Origin of the sequence: Croceicoccus sediminis, assembly GCF_007570835.1 — a bacterium.
Classification (GTDB): Bacteria; Pseudomonadota; Alphaproteobacteria; order Sphingomonadales; family Sphingomonadaceae; genus Croceicoccus; species Croceicoccus sediminis.
Genome location: NZ_SUNC01000003.1, coordinates 336,993 through 352,855, shown reverse-complemented (window position 1 = coordinate 352,855; position 15,863 = coordinate 336,993). Strand labels below are relative to the sequence as shown.

The 15,863-nt window shown below is 64.6% G+C and carries 16 protein-coding genes; 6 read left to right on the top strand and 10 right to left on the bottom strand.

Features of this window, described 5'->3' with window-relative positions:
- Nucleotides 1-209: 209 nt before the first annotated feature.
- The gene (locus FAX90_RS12305; protein WP_144097695.1) at nucleotides 210-662 is read left to right on the top strand and encodes a MarR family winged helix-turn-helix transcriptional regulator; all 453 of its coding nucleotides are present in this window, start codon (nucleotides 210-212) and stop codon (nucleotides 660-662) included.
- A 98-nt stretch (nucleotides 663-760) separates the two neighbouring features.
- Here FAX90_RS12305 and FAX90_RS12300 read toward each other — a convergent pair whose 3' ends face one another.
- From FAX90_RS12300 to FAX90_RS12270, 7 genes are all read right to left on the bottom strand, one after another.
- Nucleotides 761-1,774: a type II secretion system F family protein gene (locus FAX90_RS12300; RefSeq protein ID WP_144097694.1), complete on the bottom strand. Its 1,014-nt coding sequence runs from the start codon at nucleotides 1,772-1,774 to the stop codon at nucleotides 761-763.
- 18 nt (nucleotides 1,775-1,792) lie between these two features.
- Nucleotides 1,793-2,764 carry a type II secretion system F family protein gene (locus tag FAX90_RS12295; protein WP_144097693.1) on the bottom strand — a complete coding sequence of 324 codons (972 nt, stop codon included), beginning with the start codon at nucleotides 2,762-2,764 and terminating at the stop codon, nucleotides 1,793-1,795.
- Between the two features lie 57 nt (nucleotides 2,765-2,821).
- Nucleotides 2,822-4,087 (bottom strand): pilus assembly protein CpaE, encoded by a 1,266-nt coding sequence (locus FAX90_RS12290; protein ID WP_144097692.1) that lies wholly within the window; start codon nucleotides 4,085-4,087, stop codon nucleotides 2,822-2,824.
- A 17-nt stretch (nucleotides 4,088-4,104) separates the two neighbouring features.
- Complete coding sequence (locus FAX90_RS12285; protein WP_240704891.1) at nucleotides 4,105-4,773, bottom strand: CpaD family pilus assembly protein; 669 nt, start codon at nucleotides 4,771-4,773, stop codon at nucleotides 4,105-4,107.
- A gap of 20 nt (nucleotides 4,774-4,793) precedes the next feature.
- Entirely contained in the window at nucleotides 4,794-6,305 is a 1,512-nt protein-coding gene (locus FAX90_RS12280) for a type II and III secretion system protein family protein (RefSeq protein ID WP_144097691.1), read from the bottom strand.
- Between the two features lie 62 nt (nucleotides 6,306-6,367).
- The gene (gene cpaB, locus FAX90_RS12275) at nucleotides 6,368-7,360 is read right to left on the bottom strand and encodes a Flp pilus assembly protein CpaB (RefSeq protein ID WP_144097690.1); all 993 of its coding nucleotides are present in this window, start codon (nucleotides 7,358-7,360) and stop codon (nucleotides 6,368-6,370) included.
- Nucleotides 7,361-7,461: 101 nt separating this feature from the next.
- On the bottom strand, nucleotides 7,462-7,977 hold the full coding sequence (locus FAX90_RS12270; RefSeq protein WP_144097689.1) for an A24 family peptidase: 516 nt from the start codon (nucleotides 7,975-7,977) through the stop codon (nucleotides 7,462-7,464).
- Nucleotides 7,978-8,095: 118 nt separating this feature from the next.
- Between FAX90_RS12270 and FAX90_RS12265 the strand changes: the two genes are divergently transcribed.
- The 3 genes from FAX90_RS12265 to FAX90_RS12255 all read left to right on the top strand — a co-directional run bounded on the left by FAX90_RS12265 (nucleotide 8,096) and on the right by FAX90_RS12255 (nucleotide 10,410).
- A complete protein-coding gene (locus FAX90_RS12265; protein ID WP_144097688.1) occupies nucleotides 8,096-9,061 on the top strand; it encodes an alpha/beta fold hydrolase in 966 nt (321 codons plus the stop codon).
- Nucleotides 9,061-10,158, top strand: coding sequence for an NAD(P)/FAD-dependent oxidoreductase (locus FAX90_RS12260; protein ID WP_144097687.1), 1,098 nt, complete (start codon nucleotides 9,061-9,063; stop codon nucleotides 10,156-10,158). Before FAX90_RS12265 ends, FAX90_RS12260 begins: the two co-directional genes overlap by 1 nt.
- A 69-nt stretch (nucleotides 10,159-10,227) precedes the next feature.
- Nucleotides 10,228-10,410: a YegP family protein gene (locus FAX90_RS12255; protein WP_066766357.1), complete on the top strand. Its 183-nt coding sequence runs from the start codon at nucleotides 10,228-10,230 to the stop codon at nucleotides 10,408-10,410.
- Nucleotides 10,411-10,433: 23 nt separating this feature from the next.
- On the opposite strand, the gene rnhA is transcribed toward FAX90_RS12255, so the two are convergent.
- From rnhA to ispH, 3 genes are read right to left on the bottom strand one after another with little or no spacing between them, the layout of a single operon-like run.
- Nucleotides 10,434-10,874, bottom strand: coding sequence for a ribonuclease HI (gene rnhA / locus FAX90_RS12250; protein WP_144097686.1), 441 nt, complete (start codon nucleotides 10,872-10,874; stop codon nucleotides 10,434-10,436).
- On the bottom strand, nucleotides 10,871-11,854 hold the full coding sequence (gene thrB / locus FAX90_RS12245; RefSeq protein WP_144097685.1) for a homoserine kinase: 984 nt from the start codon (nucleotides 11,852-11,854) through the stop codon (nucleotides 10,871-10,873). Before thrB ends, rnhA begins: the two co-directional genes overlap by 4 nt.
- 6 nt (nucleotides 11,855-11,860) lie before the next feature.
- On the bottom strand, nucleotides 11,861-12,838 hold the full coding sequence (ispH, locus tag FAX90_RS12240) for a 4-hydroxy-3-methylbut-2-enyl diphosphate reductase (RefSeq protein WP_144097684.1): 978 nt from the start codon (nucleotides 12,836-12,838) through the stop codon (nucleotides 11,861-11,863).
- A 210-nt stretch (nucleotides 12,839-13,048) separates the two neighbouring features.
- Here ispH and FAX90_RS12235 point away from each other — a divergent pair, with 210 nt between their 5' ends.
- Both FAX90_RS12235 and argS read left to right on the top strand, forming a co-directional pair.
- Nucleotides 13,049-13,708: a hypothetical protein gene (locus FAX90_RS12235; RefSeq protein WP_144097683.1), complete on the top strand. Its 660-nt coding sequence runs from the start codon at nucleotides 13,049-13,051 to the stop codon at nucleotides 13,706-13,708.
- A 428-nt stretch (nucleotides 13,709-14,136) separates the two neighbouring features.
- Complete coding sequence (gene argS / locus FAX90_RS12230) at nucleotides 14,137-15,855, top strand: arginine--tRNA ligase (protein ID WP_420810979.1); 1,719 nt, start codon at nucleotides 14,137-14,139, stop codon at nucleotides 15,853-15,855.
- Nucleotides 15,856-15,863: the final 8 nt, after the last annotated feature.

Here is a 15,863-nt window from a genome sequence, read left to right as displayed (position 1 = left end):
CAAGACCATGAGTCGAAGGGAAACTATGGGAAATCGCGGTCGTCGAGACCTTGGGGGGAGGGCGATCGCTAAGGGGATTCCCTTACAGGCGAAACCACATCGTGAGGCACTCTAGTCAAATTGGAAACTTATGTTGTCCACATGCAACACTGCATTTCGATTGTTACTTTTTGTTGGCACCTGACTGCGCTTTTCGTATCAGGTTGCCCATGTCACGTGAAAATGCACGCCTTGCCGACTTCCTGCCGTACCGGCTCTCGGTCACTTCGAATGCGGTTTCAAACCGTATCGCGGTGGAATATCGGGCGCGCTTTGGCGTGAACGTTCCTGAATGGCGCGTCATGGCCGTACTGGGCGATGTCGGTTCCCTGACTCAGCGTCAGCTGGTCGGTGCGACCTTCATGGACAAGGTGGCCGTCAACCGCGCGTGCAAGGTGCTGGTCGATCGCGGCCTCGTCGAACGCCAGCCGAACGACAGTGACGGGCGTTCGCACCTGCTGAAGCTTACCCCTTCGGGCCGCGAGATGCATGGCCAGATCATGCCGCTGGCCATGGGGATGGAGGAACGCCTGCTGGAGTGCCTTACCGCGGCGGAGCAGCGCAACCTGCGGAAAATCCTGGATAAGCTGTTCGCACAGGTGCGGGACACCGACATCAGCTGAGGCAGGGTCTCACCGCGTTTCGCAAGACAAAGAGCAAAGGGCGCCGGGCTATCCAAAGCCCGGCGCCCTTTGCCGTTTTGCGGTCTGCGAACCCGGCCTTACTTCGTAGCCGGGTTGTTGCCACCCATGAGTGCGTCGGAGATCGAGCAGGCCGCGGGGCCAAGGATCACGACGAACAGGACGGGCAGAATGAACATGATCAGCGGAACGGTCATGATCGCGGGCAGGCGGGCTGCCTTTTCCTCGGCGCGCATCATGCGTTCGTTGCGGAATTCGGCAGAGAGGACGCGCAAGGCGCTAGACAGCGGGGTACCGTAGCGTTCGGTCTGGACCATCGTGGTGGTTACACCCTTCACTGCTTCCAGATTCACGCGATAGGCCAGGTTGTCGAACGCCTGCTTGCGTTCGGACAGGAACGACAGTTCGATCGAGGTCAGCGCGAATTCGTCCGACAGTTCGGGATAGGCGCGACCCAGTTCCTTGGCGACTCGGCCGAAGGCGCTGTCGACGGTCAGGCCGGCCTCGGCGCAGATGACCAGGAGGTCGAGCGCGTCGGGAAGACCCTTGCGAATCGCATCGGTACGCTTGGTGATGATGTTCTTCAGGTAGATGTCCGGCGCCTTGTAGCCGAAGATCAGGATGCCTGCGAAAGTCATGAACCGGCGCAGCGAACCCCATTCGGGGAACATGTCCGACCAGTAGCAGACCATTGCGCCAGCAAGGCCGAACACGATCATCATGATCGGACGCGCGGCGACAACGACGTATGCCAGTTCCTTGCGGCGGATACCGGCCTGCATCAGCTTCTGTTCGATGTCCTTGATCTGCGAATCCTGGAGCATCTTGAGCGAGCCGAGGACGTCGCGGATCTTGTTCGTGACATCGGTCTTGCGGCGGATCGAACGGCGCACGTTGACCGTGCCCATGAGACCTGCCTTGAGATCTTCGCGGCGGGCGTTCAGCGATTTCACGCGTTTTGCCATCGGGTCGCGGACCGTGACCGCGGCATAGACCGCCATCATCATGGCAAGGGCGGCGACGCCAGCGAGGACGGTGCCGACGAAGATGACGTCGAAACCGAGGAGCGTGGGACCGGCGGGGTTATTGACCATTGTTCGTGCCTTTCCCGATCAGATCTCGAAGCTGACCATTTTGTACATGATGAACCCGCCCAGGCTCATCCAGAACATCGCGCCAAGACCGGCCACGATCAGGCGGTCGTCGGTGAAGAAGCCGCCCAGGTATTCCGGGTTCAGCATGTAGACGAGCGTGAACACGATGAAGGGCAGGGCGCCGACGATATAGGCCGAGGCTTTCGCTTCCGAGCTCATCGCCTTGATCTTGAGCTTCATCTGGGCGCGCTTGCGCAGCACGTCGGCAAGGTTCGACAGCGTCTCGGCAAGGTTACCGCCGGTTTCGCGCTGGATCGCGAGGGAGATGCAGAAGAACTTGAATTCGGCAAGGTCGAGCTTGTCGGCCGTGTCCTGCAAGGCGTCGTCGAGCGTCTTGCCGACTTTCACCTTGTCGACGACGTCCTGAAATTCCTCGCCCACGGGGCCGGGGACTTCCTTGGCAACGACGCCCAGCGTTTCGGTGACCGGAAGGCCCGAACGCAGTCCGCGCACCAGCAGTTCGATGGCATCGGGAAACTTCGTGTTGAACGCCTTCGTGCGCTTGGCGATGAGGTATTTCACGGCAAGGTGCGGAATGCCCGCGCCAAGGGCGGCGCCCAGCGCAAGGCCCAGAAGCGGCGCGCCGAACATCGTCATGATGACCAGCGTCACGAACAGCGCGATACCGCCCGAAACGTAGAAATACTGCTGGACCGTCCACGACTTGCCGGTGCGTTCGAGGCGCAGCGACAGGGCCGTCAGCCTTGAATTTGCGCCGGCAACCGCGTGCGGCTTGATCCGCCGGGCCGCGATCGCCTTCTTGAACTGCGCCTCGACCTTGGCCTCGCCGTTTTCGGAGTGGCGCAGGCGCATCTGCTGCAGCCGGCGGGTCTGCGTCCGGTTGGCAGCCGAACCGTAAAGCATGACGTAGGCGATGAACATGATCGCGAACAAGCCAAGGGTGATTACGCCGATTTGCGCGATATCCATGTCCTGGGTCCTTACAAGTCTTACTCTACGTCGGTCCGGTCAGCGGCGTTCGAAGCCTCAGGCCTTCTGCTTGGAACCAAGCATCGAGCCGAGGTTGAACTTCTCCATCAGCGAACCCTTGGCTTCGGCCTTGGCGGCAGGGACATCGTTGCCCTGTGCGGCGATCGACTTGCCCAGGTCGCGCAGGACCGCGGTGGCCTTGCTCGACCGGTTCGCTTCCACGAAGACCTGGCCCAGCTTGGCCGCGTGAACGGCGGCCTTCACGTCGGCCGGGATCACGTAGTCGATCTTGCGTTCGATCGAGGCTTCGAAGTCCGCGCGGCTGATTTCGCCGGCGCCCTGTGCGACGCGGTTGGCGACGATGATCGGACGCATGTGTTCGGCATGGCTCGACACCCACGAAAGGATGCGGATCGCATCGCGGGCCGAGGCCAGCGTCAGTTCCGTCGCGAGGACGAAGACGTCCGCTCCGTTCAGGATGTGCGGGAAGTTGATCAGCATGTTGCGCGGCAGGTCCACGACGGTCATGTCGAAGGCCTGGCGGAACTCGTCCTCAAGCTGCACGAATGCCGAACCGTCGGTCATCAGCGGCGTGTGGATCGGGGCTTCTGCCGAAAGGACCGAGAGATGGTCGTTGGCACGCACCATCGCGCGTTCGATGAACAGGCCGTCGATACGCGAGGGATTGTCGATGGCATCGGTCAGGCCGCGGCCCGGTTCGAGGTCCATCGTCAGCGCGCCGGTGCCGAAGTGGACGTCGAGGTCCAGAAGGGCGGTCGGCAGCTTGTGTTCGGTCGAGAACATCCACGCCAGCGAAGTGGCGATGGTCGATGCGCCGACGCCGCCACGCGTGCCGACGACAGCGGTCATCACGTGGTCGCGTGCCGCGTTGCTCTCGCCCGACGTGCGAGGAGCGGAGAACGTGGTCTGCGCCTGGATCAGCGCGTCACGCAGCGATTCCTCGGTCAGCGGCTTGATCAGGTAGTCCTGAATGCCGCTGGCGATGAGATCGCGGTAAAGACGCACGTCGTTGACCTGGCCGACGGCCAGCACGACTGTGCCGGGCTCGCAGACTTCGGCCAGCGCGTTGATATCGCTCAGCGGGTCGCCGCATTCCGACAGGTCGACCAGAAGGATCGACGGGCTTGCCGAGACCGAGAGGGTCTGGACCGCGTTGCGAAGTCCGCCCTTGTGGCATTTTTCGTGCGGCATGCCGAGTTCGGACGCGGTGTTGCGCACGACATCGATGGTGGCTTCGTCGCAAACAAAGGCGGCGAAGGCGTCACGGTCGGAGCCCGATCCGGGATTCCAGGGAGCATTCATCGTTCTATCCTCCTGCCTTATTCGTCGGACGCGACTTCGGAGACCTTGTTGCCGTTGCCCGTGGGCGGGGCATCGCGGTAGGCCTCGATCGCCTTGGTCGAGCTCATCACGACCGTCTCACCCGAGCCGCGCTGACCACGCAGCAGGTCCTCGGGATCGGCGATCATCGCCGCGAGGTTGCCGTTGATCGAGCAGCCGTAACCGGGGCTGGTCGCATTGTTGGGGTTGGAATCCGAACCGGCCGACCAGTTCGGGCAGTTGGGAACCGAGGCGACCGAGCGGGTCACGACGACACGGGCGACGCCTGCGCCGACAGCACCTTCGGTAACCGGCGCACCGTCGGCCATGATGAAGCCTTCGCGGCTGGCGATGGATTTCAGGTCATCGCGCGCTGCGATCGAGATCATGCTGGAGTCCAGCGAGATCTTGTCGCCGTAGCCGAGGTCGAGTGCTTCGAACCAATCGGTCAGGCGGCGTTCCTCGGTCGACGGAACGCCCGAAGCGCTCGTCTGGACGTCGAAGACGTAATTGGTGCGCGAGACCACCGGCTGGTTCAGCGAATAGAGCGACTGATTGGTCGCCACTCCGCCGGCACAGCCCGAGAGGCCGATGGCGGCAACGAGAGCCAGCGTGACCGGGCGGAAATGCCGGAGCCGGGCGGTGTTATGTTTGGTGTGCATGGTCATCTACCTTGCTCCTCGGCAAATCAGAACGAGAACCCGGGGTTGGAACCGGTCGCATCGGCGCTGCGAACCGGCTGGTTCGACGGCGTGCCTTCTGCGGGCGAAGCGGCGCTGATGCCGGGGCTGACCTGGGTGTCGACCGCGGTGGGCATCGGGCGGTTGTTGCCCGTGTCCTTGCTCCACTTGTTGAGGAGCAGGCGCTCGATCTCGCCGGGTGTGGAGTAGCCGTCGGTCGGCAGGACGATGTCCTTGGCGTCGACCGGCTTCACCAGGTACGGCGTCACGACGATGACCAGCTCGGTCTCGCCCTTGCGGAACGAGTTGGAGCGGAACAGGTTGCCCAGGATCGGAATGTCACCGAGGCCGGGGGTCTTGTCGATCGTCGAGTTGTTGAAGTTCTGCAGCAGGCCAGCGATCATGAAGCTCTGGCCGGAGCCGAGTTCGATGGTCGTTTCGGCGCGGCGCACGGTCAGCGCCGGGACCTGCACGTCGCCAAGCGTGATGGCGCCCGAGCTGGACAGTTCCGACACCTCGGGACGGACACGAACCGAGATACGGCCATTGGCCAGCACCGTCGGTGTGTACGAGAGGCTGACGCCGTACTTCTTGTATTCGATCGCGGTCGAACCCAGGCCGCTGCTGATCGGGATCGGGTATTCGCCGCCCGCCAGGAAGTCGGCCGTCTCGCCCGAAAGAGCGGTCAGGTTCGGTTCGGTGATCGTGGTGACGAGGCCTTCGGTCTCACCCACGTCAAGGGCGCCTGTAAGGTCGAGACCGAGGAACTTGCCGACACCGCCAAGCGTGGTGGCGGCGCCCTGGCCGATCAGGGTGGAACCGCCAGCGGTCGTGCCGCCGGTGAACAGGCCGGAGCCGACAGTCCATGCGGGCAGGAAGTCGCCGCGGCCCTGCGCAACGCCGAACTTGAAGCCGTCGGTGCCGTCGTAGGTGTTGACGCTGGCGTTCAGGACGCGGACGAGCGAGCGGCTCACTTCTGCGAAGCGGACGCGCAGGTTGACCTGCAGCGGCGTCGTCAGGCGCAGGCGGCTGATGACGTTGGTGCCTTCGCCGACGAAGGCGGAGACGAGGCGTTCGGCTTCGGCTGCATCTTCGGGGGCGGCGACGGTGCCGGTCAGCAGGACCGTGTTGTTCATCGTCGCGGTCGTGATGTTCGCCTCGGGCATCGCCAGGCCCAGCATCTGGTCGATGCTGTCGATGTTGTTGCCGACGCGGACATTGGCCGACCAGACGATGTTGCCTGCCGAATCGCTGGCATAGACCGTCGTTTCGCCGGCTTTCTTGCCGTAGAGGTAGATCTGGTTCGTGGCCTTTACCTGGACATCGGCAACGCCTTCGTCGGCGATGAAGATGTCGGTCATCCGGCCGCTGACGTTGACCAGCTGGCCGCGTCCGATCGACAGGACGATGTCATTGGCCGGGCGGGCGGTCTGGGCCGCGGCAGTGGTGGCCGTTCCGACCAGGCCGACGGGCGCCAGTGCGGTGGCGGCGAAGGCGATGCTGGCGAGCATGCGTTTCATCTTGGTTCCCCCCTGGGAATGATTGCTCTTGATCATGGTCCGCTTGTCCTTCTCGGGTGGGCTTAGCGGGCGACCGTGACGGCCTGGGTGCTGGAGCCGCGGCTGATCCGGACGACCGGACCGGTGGGCATGTTGCTCGGCCCGTCAGACTTGCTGATGGCGATGGCGGGAGCCTTCGAAACCGGGCCGCCGAAGCGCGACTGGAAGCGCGAGACGTCGCCGCCGGTCTGATAGGTCGTGCGACCTTCCTGCGGCTTGTTCATGGCCAGGCGCAGGATTTCTTCCTCTTCCTCGGCCGTGGCGCCTTCGGGGACGACCACTTCGCCGCGGGCGATGGCACGGTCGAGTTCGGCGCGGGTGTCGGCGAGCGGGCGCAGGGCCAGGCTCAGCGAACCCAGCTTCTGGGCGACGGCGATCTTTTCGGCGATACGCGGCGTGGCTTCGATCGTGACGAGGCTGGTCTTGGTCACGGTCGTCTTGCCGTCCACGACGTTGCTGTCGGTGCGCTGGTCGGTGGCAAGCACGCGCAGGTTGCGCAGAACCGTTTCGGCTGCGGAGAACGCTTCCTGGCCGCGGCCGCCGACGGCCTGGGTCAGCAGGAGATCGACGCGGTCACCGGGAAAGATGAAGCCGGCGACGCCGGTCTTGGCCGAAACCGGGATGGTGACGGCACGCATGCCCGGGCCAAGCGCCGCGGCAAGGAACCCGCGGTCACCCGGCATGACGAGCGCGCCCTGCGTGACGGGCTGGCCCGCCGTGATGGGGAAGCGCGAAACCGTACCAAGCAGCTGGTTCATGTCGGCGCTGCCTTCGACGAAGTAGGCGTCCTGCACCATTTCCTTGGGCCACAGCTTGAACTGCAGCGCATCGGCCGTGATGATCGTTCCGATCGGCATCTTGCGAGTAGCAACCAGGACGCGCGGGCCTTCCGGCTCGGCGGTGGCGGCAGCGACCTTCGGGGTTGCGCTGCCAGCGAACATGGAGCGTGCCATCAGGGCGGTACCTACCGCCACGACCAGCGCGACAACCAGCAATATCATCTTCTTCTTGTCCATGGCTCAAGTCGCCCCTTCGTCATGTCCTGCCAGTGGCCTGTTGATTCTTTCGGCACACCTGCGTTGTCCCGCCAGACTCGCGGGCAATGGTTAAAATCAGGTCAAGACCACGTGGAATTCGTGGTCAGCGTTTCGGAAAGCGGTGCGCCGTACATCACGGCCAGCAGCGCAAGCATGCACACTGCGACAGAGACACCGTAGGGAATCTGTAGCTTTTCCGGGGCCTTACCGGCGCGCTGGGCCTTGCGGTGGCGCTTGATCATGAACACGGTAAGCACGCCGTTCACGATGCAAATCATCAGCATCAATACGAAAAATGCGGTCGGCGGCAGCCACAGTGCGATCGCGGTCAGCAGCTTTACGTCCCCGCCGCCCATCTGGCCGAAGCGGAACATCAGCGCGCCGAAGAAGAACATTCCCACCGCCATCGCCAGTTGCACGGCAACGCCCGGCCACAAAGACAGGCCCGAAGCCCACCAGAAAACGGGGGCGAACAGCGCCACGGTAAAGGTCAGCCGGTTGGCGATCCTGCGCGAACGGATGTCGGTGAAAGCGGCGTAAAGCACTGCGATTGCCAATCCGGCGAGCAGTCCGTAAGTGACCAGTGCGGCGTCCATTGCGAGGCCCTTCGCTGCGTTGAGAAAAATTTACCTTGCTGAGGGCCGGTCTAGGCAGGATGGCTTACCAAACAGTAACCAAGCGGAAGGGTTCGGTGCCGGGGGACGGCGCGAAGGGATGACCCGGACGCCATCTGACCAGCAACCGGCCGATGTGCGCCGCGCCATTCCAGAGGCCGCGACCGAATCGACGTGGAACGCGCCCGACGGCCATACCCTGCGCCGGATCGACTGGCCCGCAGGCGGTGGCGGCAACCATCGCGGATCGCTGCTGTTCATGCCGGGTCGCGGCGATGCCTACGAAAAATACCTCGAGACGCTGCAGCACTTCTATCTTCAGGGATGGAAAGTCACCGCGCTCGACTGGCGCGGGCAGGCCGGGTCCGGGCGGCTGGGCTTCGACGAGACGACCGGCCATGTCGAGGATTTCGCCCACTGGGTCGAGGATCTCGCCGCGTTCTGGGCGCAGTGGGAAACCGCGCACGAAGGTCCGCGCGTCATCGTCGGGCATTCGATGGGCGGGCACCTGGTCCTGCGCGCGCTGGTCGAAAAAAGGATCGATCCGTCCGCTGCCGTGCTGGTCGCGCCGATGCTGGGCTTTGCCGGCGTGCCGCTGCCCTACTGGCTGCTGCGCGCGTTCGGGCGGATACGCTCTGCCATGGGCGACCATCGCCGTCCGGCCTGGAAGTGGAGCGAGAAACCCGGCGCGCTTCCGGCGGGCAGGCAGCACCTGCTGACTCACGACGACACGCGATACGCGGACGAGAGCTGGTGGCGCGAAACGCGGCCCGAACTGGTCATGGGACCGGCAAGCTGGGGCTGGTTGGAGCAGTCGCTGATCTCGATGCGCAAGGTGATGAATGCACCGGCGCTTGCCCGCGTGACGTTGCCCGTCCTGCTCCTGTCCACCAGCGCCGACCGGCTGGTATCGCCTGGTGCGATTCGCAAGGCGGCCAAGATGCTGCCCAATGCGCAGCTGCTGGAATTCGGTTCCGAATCGGCGCACGAAATCCTGCGCGAGGCGGACCCGGTGCGGGACAAGGCGCTCGATACGATCACCCGCTTCCTGAACGAGAACGCGTGATGAGGTCGCAAGTCGACATCGCCATCGTCGGCGCGGGTATGGCAGGGGCCAGCCTTGCCGCGATGATCGCGCCCCATGCGCGCGTCGTCGTGCTGGAGGCGGAGGACCGCCCCGGTTACCACGCGACGGGGCGTTCGGCGGCGTTCTGGGAAGAGACTTACGGCGGGCCGGGCGTCTATCCGCTAACGGCGGCGTCCGGACCCTACCTTCGCGAACACGGCTTTCTCGGGCGGCGCGGCGCGCTCAACATCGGGCGCGACGAGGATCGCCCCAAGGTCGAGGCGTTCGTCCGCAAATTTGCCGAGCTTGGCGCGGGAATCGAGTTCTTCGAGCGCGATGCGATGGAAGCGCGTGTGCCCGGCCTTCTGCCCGGCTGGACCTGCGCTTCGTGGGAGCCGGAATGTTCCGACATCGACGTGGCCGGTCTTCACGCCCATTACCTGTCGCTGGCGCAAAAGGCCGGGGCGGAGCTCCTGACGAAGGCGGGCCTGATTGCGGCGGAGCGCGTGGGCGCGGGCTGGACGCTCTCGCTCGCGGACGGCAGCACGCTGGCCTGCGACACGATCGTCAATGCCGCCGGGGCCTGGGCGGATGAGGTCGCGCGCATCGCCGGGGCCCGCCCGCTCGGCATCACGCCGTTGCGCCGCACGGTTGCACAACTTCGCACGTCGCCTGCCGTGCCGGCGGACATGCCGCTGGTGCTCGACATCAACGGGCAGTTCTATTTCAAGCCCGAGAGCGGCCGCATCTGGCTCACCCCCTATGACGAGACGCCGAGCGAGCCTTGCGACGCCGCGCCGGAGGAACTGGACGTCGCCATCGCGATCGACCGGATGGAACGCGCGGTCGACTGGAAAGTCGAGGTGGTAGAGCGCAAGTGGGCGGGCTTGCGCAGCTTCGCGCCCGACAGGCTGCCGGTCTATGGCTTCGACAGTGTGCGTGAAGGGTTCTTCTGGTGCGCGGGGCAGGGCGGCTTCGGCATCCAGACCGCGCCTGCCGCCGCCGCGCTTGCCGCGTCTTTATTGCTGGGCCGCGCGGTAGCGCCGGTGGCGGACGGCATCGAGCCTGCGCCATACCTGCCGGGCAGGTTCGACTAAGCTACGGGGTTGCGCCCCATTCGTGGCGCGTTAGGTTCGGGGCCCGCACAATCAGAGGAAGGGCCGCAAATGGCGCATCGTTTCGAAATCCGTAAGAACAAGAAGGGCGAGTTCGTCGCCTATTTCGTCTACAACAGCGAAACCATGTTCTGGACCGAGGGCTATTCCTCGAAGGCCAGCGCCAAGAACGCGATCGAATCGATCCTGAAGAACGGCCCCAACGCCGAAGTGGTCGACACCACGGTCGAATAACGTGGTGGCCGAATAAGCGAAATTCAGGACGCGCTGGCCAAGAGCGCCTGCTCGCTGGCCAGCGCGTCCACACGCTCGTTCTCGACATGACCGGCATGGCCTTTTACCCAATGCCAGCGGATCGTGTGCGGGGCCGATGCCTCCAGCAGGGCACGCCAGAGGTCGTCATTGAGGACCGGCTTTTTCGCCGCCGTCTTCCAGCCGCGCTTGATCCAGCTGTGCACCCAGGTGGTGATCCCGTCGATCACGTACTTGCTGTCGGTAAACAGGTCGACTTCGCACGGCCGTTTCAGCGCGCGCAGCGCCTCGATAACTGCCATCAGTTCCATGCGGTTGTTGGTCGTGTTCTTCTCGCGCCCCGAAATCTCGCGCTCGGTCTCGCCCATGCGCAGCAGCGCGCCCCAGCCGCCGGGGCCGGGATTGCCTTTGCAGGCACCGTCGGTGAAAATCTCGATACGCGTCACGAAAACGCCCCTGCGCCTTCCCGCATGTAGAAATCCAGCCGCCGCTTGAACGCCAGCGGGTCCTTCTTTGTCACGAGCGCGTCGGCAGGGGTGAACAGCCAGTCGTAGGCACGCGTCAGCAGGAAACGAAGCGCCGCGCCCTGCGCCATGACGGGAAGCGCGGCGCGTTCCTCGTCCGAAAGCGGGCGAACCGCCTCGTACCCGCGCAGGATGGCATCGCCCACGGCGCGGTCATGGCGTTTGCCATCATTCGAAAAGCTCCAGGCCGCGTGCGTGACGGCGATGTCGTAGGCCATCGGACCGGTGCAGGCGAAGTAGAAGTCGATCAGGCCCGAAACCCTGTCGCCGACCAGCAGGACGTTGTCGGGGAACAGGTCGGCATGGATCACCGATTGCGGCAATCCGCGCGGCCAGCGGGTGATGACGTCCTCGACCGCGGCGGGCACGACTTCCAGCGCATCGTCGATCTCGCCCCAGCGGCCTTCGCAATCGGCGACGAACCCGCGCCACGCGGCATGGCCCATCGTGTTCTTGCGCTGCGCCGGATAGTCGAGCGCGGCCAGGTGGACACCGGCCAGCGCGCGGCCCACGGCCTCGGCCTGCTGCGGTGACGGGTTGTCGGCGGATACACCGGGCAGAAATTCGATCAGGGCCAAGTGCTTGGTTTCGCCATCGTCGGTCACGAATTCGCGAAAAGGGGCGCCGTCCACGTCGTGGATCGTGCGCGGCACGGGGCATCCGGCGGCGGACAGATGGTCGAGAAGATTGAGGAAGAAGGGCAGTTCCTCAACCTCGGTCCGTTCTTCATAGACGGTCAGGATGAAGCGCGCGCCGCCCCCGTCTTTGCCCGTCGTCTCGATGATCCAGTTGCTGTTCGACACGCCCTCGGCAATGCCCTTGGCGCTGGTCAGCGTGCCGACGTCGAAACGCGCGATCAACGCGTCCATCGCCTCGGCCCCGATGCGGGTATAGACGGCCATGGCGGATCAGTCCTGAAGCTGGCGGGGCAGTTTGAAAGTGATCCTCTCCTGCGCGGTGCGGACCACTTCCTCGGTCAGGGGGCGCAGGCTGGCGAGCCTGTCCACCACTTCGCGCACCAGCACCTCGGGGGCCGAAGCCCCGGCGGTCAGGCCGATCGTGTCGATACCGTCGAGCCATGCCGGATCGATTTCCGAGCCGCGCTGTACCAGCTTTGCAGGGCAGCCCAGGCGTTCGGCGACTTCGACAAGGCGCAGCGAATTGGACGAATTGGGCGCCCCGATGACGAGAAGCAGCTGACACTCGCCCGCGATCGCCTTTACCGCGGCCTGCCGGTTGCTGGTGGCATAGCAGATGTCCTCTGCCTTGGGTGCGACGATGTCGGGGAAACGCTGCGTCAGCGCCTCGATGATTTCGTGGGTGTCGTCGACCGAAAGCGTGGTCTGCGAAAGGTAGGCAAGGCCGGTTCCTTGGGGGATGTCCAGCGTCGCCACGTCCTCCAACGTTTCGACCAGCGTCATGCGGCCTTCGGGGACCTGTCCGAACGTGCCGATCACTTCGGGATGGCCCTTGTGGCCGATGAACAGGATGTGGCGGTCGTGTTCGACCTGGCGTTCGGCCTGGCGGTGGACCTTGCTGACCAGCGGACACGTGGCGTCGAGATAATCGAGACCGCGTTCTTCCGCATCGGCAGGCACCGATTTGGGCACGCCGTGCGCGGAAAACACGACCGGCACGCCGTCGGGCACTTCGTCCAGTTCCTCGACAAAGACCGCGCCCTTGGCCTTCAGCGAATCGACCACGAAACGGTTGTGGACGATTTCGTGGCGCACGTAGACCGGCGGGCCATAGCGATCGAGCGCACGTTCCACGATCTCGATCGCGCGGTCGACCCCGGCGCAAAACCCGCGCGGGGCGGCGATCAGCAGGCGCAGCGGGATGTCGCTTGCGGGCGGAGCCGAATGGCTTGACGGTTGGTTGGGCATCGCGTGTCCCTTTAGCTCCCACCGGGCGGCAAGGTAAAGCGTCGAGGCCAAACAAGCGGCGCGGTAAATGCTGGCGAAAGGTTCGAAGCTTAACGCAAAGGGGGATTGGCGTGGCCAGATTGCCGCAGCGCATTGCCCAACCGGTCTGTGCGGGCTAGGGCTGGCGCGCGATTTGCTTCGAATTTGCACAACGATGGGTTCTTGCCGACGATGACTTTCCGTATTCGCCCCGCCGCCGCGATCACGCTGGCCCTTGCCGCTGCTTCGCTGGGTGCCTGCAAGTCGGAAGGCGACATCGTCGTCAACCAGGGTGTGGGCATCACCGCCGTCCGCTCGCTTTGTCCTGCCGTCGGCGTTCCCGACTATACCGGCGATGTCACCTTGTTCAGCCAGCCGGGTGTGAAGACGCAAGGCGCGCTCGACGTGACGGCGGTCATCACCAACGTTCGCCCCAGCTGCGACGAAAGCGGCGCAAAGGTCTATTCCGAAGCGACGTTCGACGTCCTTGGCACCCGCCGCGATGCAGGCGCCGCGCGCACGGTCGAACTGCCCTACTTCGTCACCGTGCTTCAGGGCGGCACCGCCGTCCAGTCGAAGCGCGTCGGCACCGTCCGCCTGAACTTTGCCGCCGGTGAAACCCGCGCCTCGACCACGGCACGCGCCGGTGCCTATGTCGATGCCGCCGCCGCAACGCTTCCCGCCGAAGTGCGCGAACGCATCACGCGCAAGCGCAAGGCAGGCGACATCGACGCAGCGCTCGACCCGCTGGCCGATCCCGAAGTGAAAGCCGCCGTAGCGCGCGCAACGTTCGAGATGCTGATCGGTTTTCAGCTGACCGAAGACCAGCTGGCCTATAACGCCACTAGGTGATTTTTTAGCCCCTCAAGCGCCGGGCGCCGGGCATCCGCCCGGCTTGGCTTCGCCGCATAAGCGGCGGCGGCCGTTTGGCCTTGCGGGAGTCGCTGGCGCGCCCCGGGTCTTTTCCTGATGCATGGTGCTATTCCGGGCGCGAAGCGACACCGGCAAGCGCGAACGCGCGCCCGAGCTTGTGCGAGGCTAGCCAAGGGGCCGGATGGCCCCGCCGGCGCTTGAGGCTAAACTAATAACCCCCGCCCGGCGCTTGAGGGACTAAACAAAAAAATCCGCCGCTTGAGGCCAAACAAAAACCACCGATCCGCTGCTCTACCGCTCGGACACCCCAAACAAACGATCCCACCTTCCACTCCGCCTCATACTCGGCTAGGCGCGCGGCCATGACCGATACCGTTTTGTCCGAGACCAAGACCATTCACGGCGCAATGACGCGCGCCGTCGACAACGCGCTCGACGCGCTCGTTTCTGCCGGCACGCTGCCGGCCGATCTCAACCGCGCCAACGTCGCGGTCGAACCGCCGCGCGATCCTTCGCATGGCGACCTGGCGACGAACGCCGCGATGGTCCTGGCAAAGCCCGCCAAGACCAATCCCCGCGCCCTGGCAGATGCGCTGGTCGCCGAATTGTCGAAGCATCCTGCGGTGAGCGAGGCGTCGATCGCGGGTCCCGGCTTCATCAACATGCGGCTGGCCGATGGTGCGTGGCGCGACGAACTGGCCGCCATTGCCGATCTTGGCGATGCCTATGGCCGCAGCGCGATGGGCGCGGGGCAGACGGTGAACATCGAATACGTGTCGGCCAATCCCACCGGCCCGATGCACATGGGCCATTGCCGCGGCGCGGTCGTGGGCGATGCGCTGGCGGGCCTGCTGGAATTTGCAGGGTTCGCCGTCGTCAAGGAATACTACGTCAACGACGCGGGCGCGCAGGTCCAGACGCTCGCCCGTTCAGTCCACTTGCGGTATCGAGAGGCTCTGGGCGAGGATATTGGCGAGATCCCGGAAGGGTTCTATCCCGGCGACTACCTGATCCCCATCGGCAAGGCGCTGGCCGAGGAATTCGGCGACAAGTACGCCGCCGCGCCCGAGAGCGAGTGGCTGACCCTGTTCCGCACCCGCGCCGTGGCCGCGATGATGGACATGATCCGCGCCGATCTTGCCATGCTGGGCATCCATCACGACCTGTTCTCGTCGGAGGCTGAGCTTCAGGCCGAGGGCAAGCCCGAGGCGGCAGAGGCTTTCCTGCGCGAGAAGGGCCTTGTCTATGACGGCCTTCTCGAAGCGCCCAAAGGCAAGACACCCGAAGACTGGGAACCGGTGGAACTGCCGCTGTTCCGTTCGACGCAGTTCGGCGACGACCAGGACCGCCCAATCAAGAAGAGCGACGGCAGCTGGACTTATTTCGGCGCCGACCTCGCCTATCACTACCAGAAGGCGCAAGGTGCCGACGCGCTGATCGACATCTGGGGCGCGGACCATGCCGGTACGGTCAAGCGTATCAAGGCCGCCGTCGCCGCCCTGACCGAGGGTGAAGAAGGCGGGGCCAAGCCCTTCGACGTGAAGCTGGTGCAGATGGTGCAACTGCTGCGCAATGGCGAGCCGGCCAAGATGTCGAAGCGTTCGGGCAACTTCGTGACGATCGCCGACATGGTCGAGGAAGTGGGCAAGGACGTCGTGCGTTTCACGATGCTGACCCGCAAGCCCGAGGCGCAGATGGACTTCGACTTCGTGAAAGTCGTCGAGGCGTCGAAGGACAACCCGGTTTTCTACGTGCAATATGCCCATGCGCGCATCTGTTCGACCCTGCAGAAGGGCGCGGATGCCGGCTTTGCGCCGAGCGGTGATCACCTCGACCTGCTGGGCGAGGAAGAAATGGAACTCGTCAAGGTCGCGGCCCAGTTCCCGCGCCAGGTGGAAGCCGCCGCCCGCGCCCGCGAACCGCACCGCATCGCCTTTTTCCTCGGCGATCTGGCCGCTGCGTTCCATTCCTACTGGAACATCGGCAACGACCGTCTCGACAAGCGTTTCGTGGTGGCCGACAATGCCGAGCTTTCCGGCGCACGGCTCTATCTGGCGCAGCGTGTCGGGCAAGTGATCCGCAATGGTCTCGCCATCCTGGGCGTAGAGGCCGCGGAGCAGCTATAAAGGGGTCG

What these genes read in the sequence shown, in the direction of transcription:
- FAX90_RS12305 (WP_144097695.1), top strand. Translation starts at nt 210, where the DNA reads ATGTCACGTGAAAATGCACGCCTTGCCGACTTCCTGCCGTACCGGCTC.
- FAX90_RS12300 (WP_144097694.1), bottom strand. Translation starts at nt 1,774, where the DNA reads ATGGTCAATAACCCCGCCGGTCCCACGCTCCTCGGTTTCGACGTCATC.
- FAX90_RS12295 (WP_144097693.1), bottom strand. Translation starts at nt 2,764, where the DNA reads ATGGATATCGCGCAAATCGGCGTAATCACCCTTGGCTTGTTCGCGATC.
- FAX90_RS12290 (WP_144097692.1), bottom strand. Translation starts at nt 4,087, where the DNA reads ATGAATGCTCCCTGGAATCCCGGATCGGGCTCCGACCGTGACGCCTTC.
- FAX90_RS12285 (WP_240704891.1), bottom strand. Translation starts at nt 4,773, where the DNA reads ATGACCATGCACACCAAACATAACACCGCCCGGCTCCGGCATTTCCGC.
- FAX90_RS12280 (WP_144097691.1), bottom strand. Translation starts at nt 6,305, where the DNA reads ATGAAACGCATGCTCGCCAGCATCGCCTTCGCCGCCACCGCACTGGCG.
- cpaB (WP_144097690.1), bottom strand. Translation starts at nt 7,360, where the DNA reads ATGGACAAGAAGAAGATGATATTGCTGGTTGTCGCGCTGGTCGTGGCG.
- FAX90_RS12270 (WP_144097689.1), bottom strand. Translation starts at nt 7,977, where the DNA reads ATGGACGCCGCACTGGTCACTTACGGACTGCTCGCCGGATTGGCAATC.
- FAX90_RS12265 (WP_144097688.1), top strand. Translation starts at nt 8,096, where the DNA reads ATGACCCGGACGCCATCTGACCAGCAACCGGCCGATGTGCGCCGCGCC.
- FAX90_RS12260 (WP_144097687.1), top strand. Translation starts at nt 9,061, where the DNA reads ATGAGGTCGCAAGTCGACATCGCCATCGTCGGCGCGGGTATGGCAGGG.
- FAX90_RS12255 (WP_066766357.1), top strand. Translation starts at nt 10,228, where the DNA reads ATGGCGCATCGTTTCGAAATCCGTAAGAACAAGAAGGGCGAGTTCGTC.
- thrB (WP_144097685.1), bottom strand. Translation starts at nt 11,854, where the DNA reads ATGGCCGTCTATACCCGCATCGGGGCCGAGGCGATGGACGCGTTGATC.
- ispH (WP_144097684.1), bottom strand. Translation starts at nt 12,838, where the DNA reads ATGCCCAACCAACCGTCAAGCCATTCGGCTCCGCCCGCAAGCGACATC.
- FAX90_RS12235 (WP_144097683.1), top strand. Translation starts at nt 13,049, where the DNA reads ATGACTTTCCGTATTCGCCCCGCCGCCGCGATCACGCTGGCCCTTGCC.
- argS (WP_420810979.1), top strand. Translation starts at nt 14,137, where the DNA reads ATGACGCGCGCCGTCGACAACGCGCTCGACGCGCTCGTTTCTGCCGGC.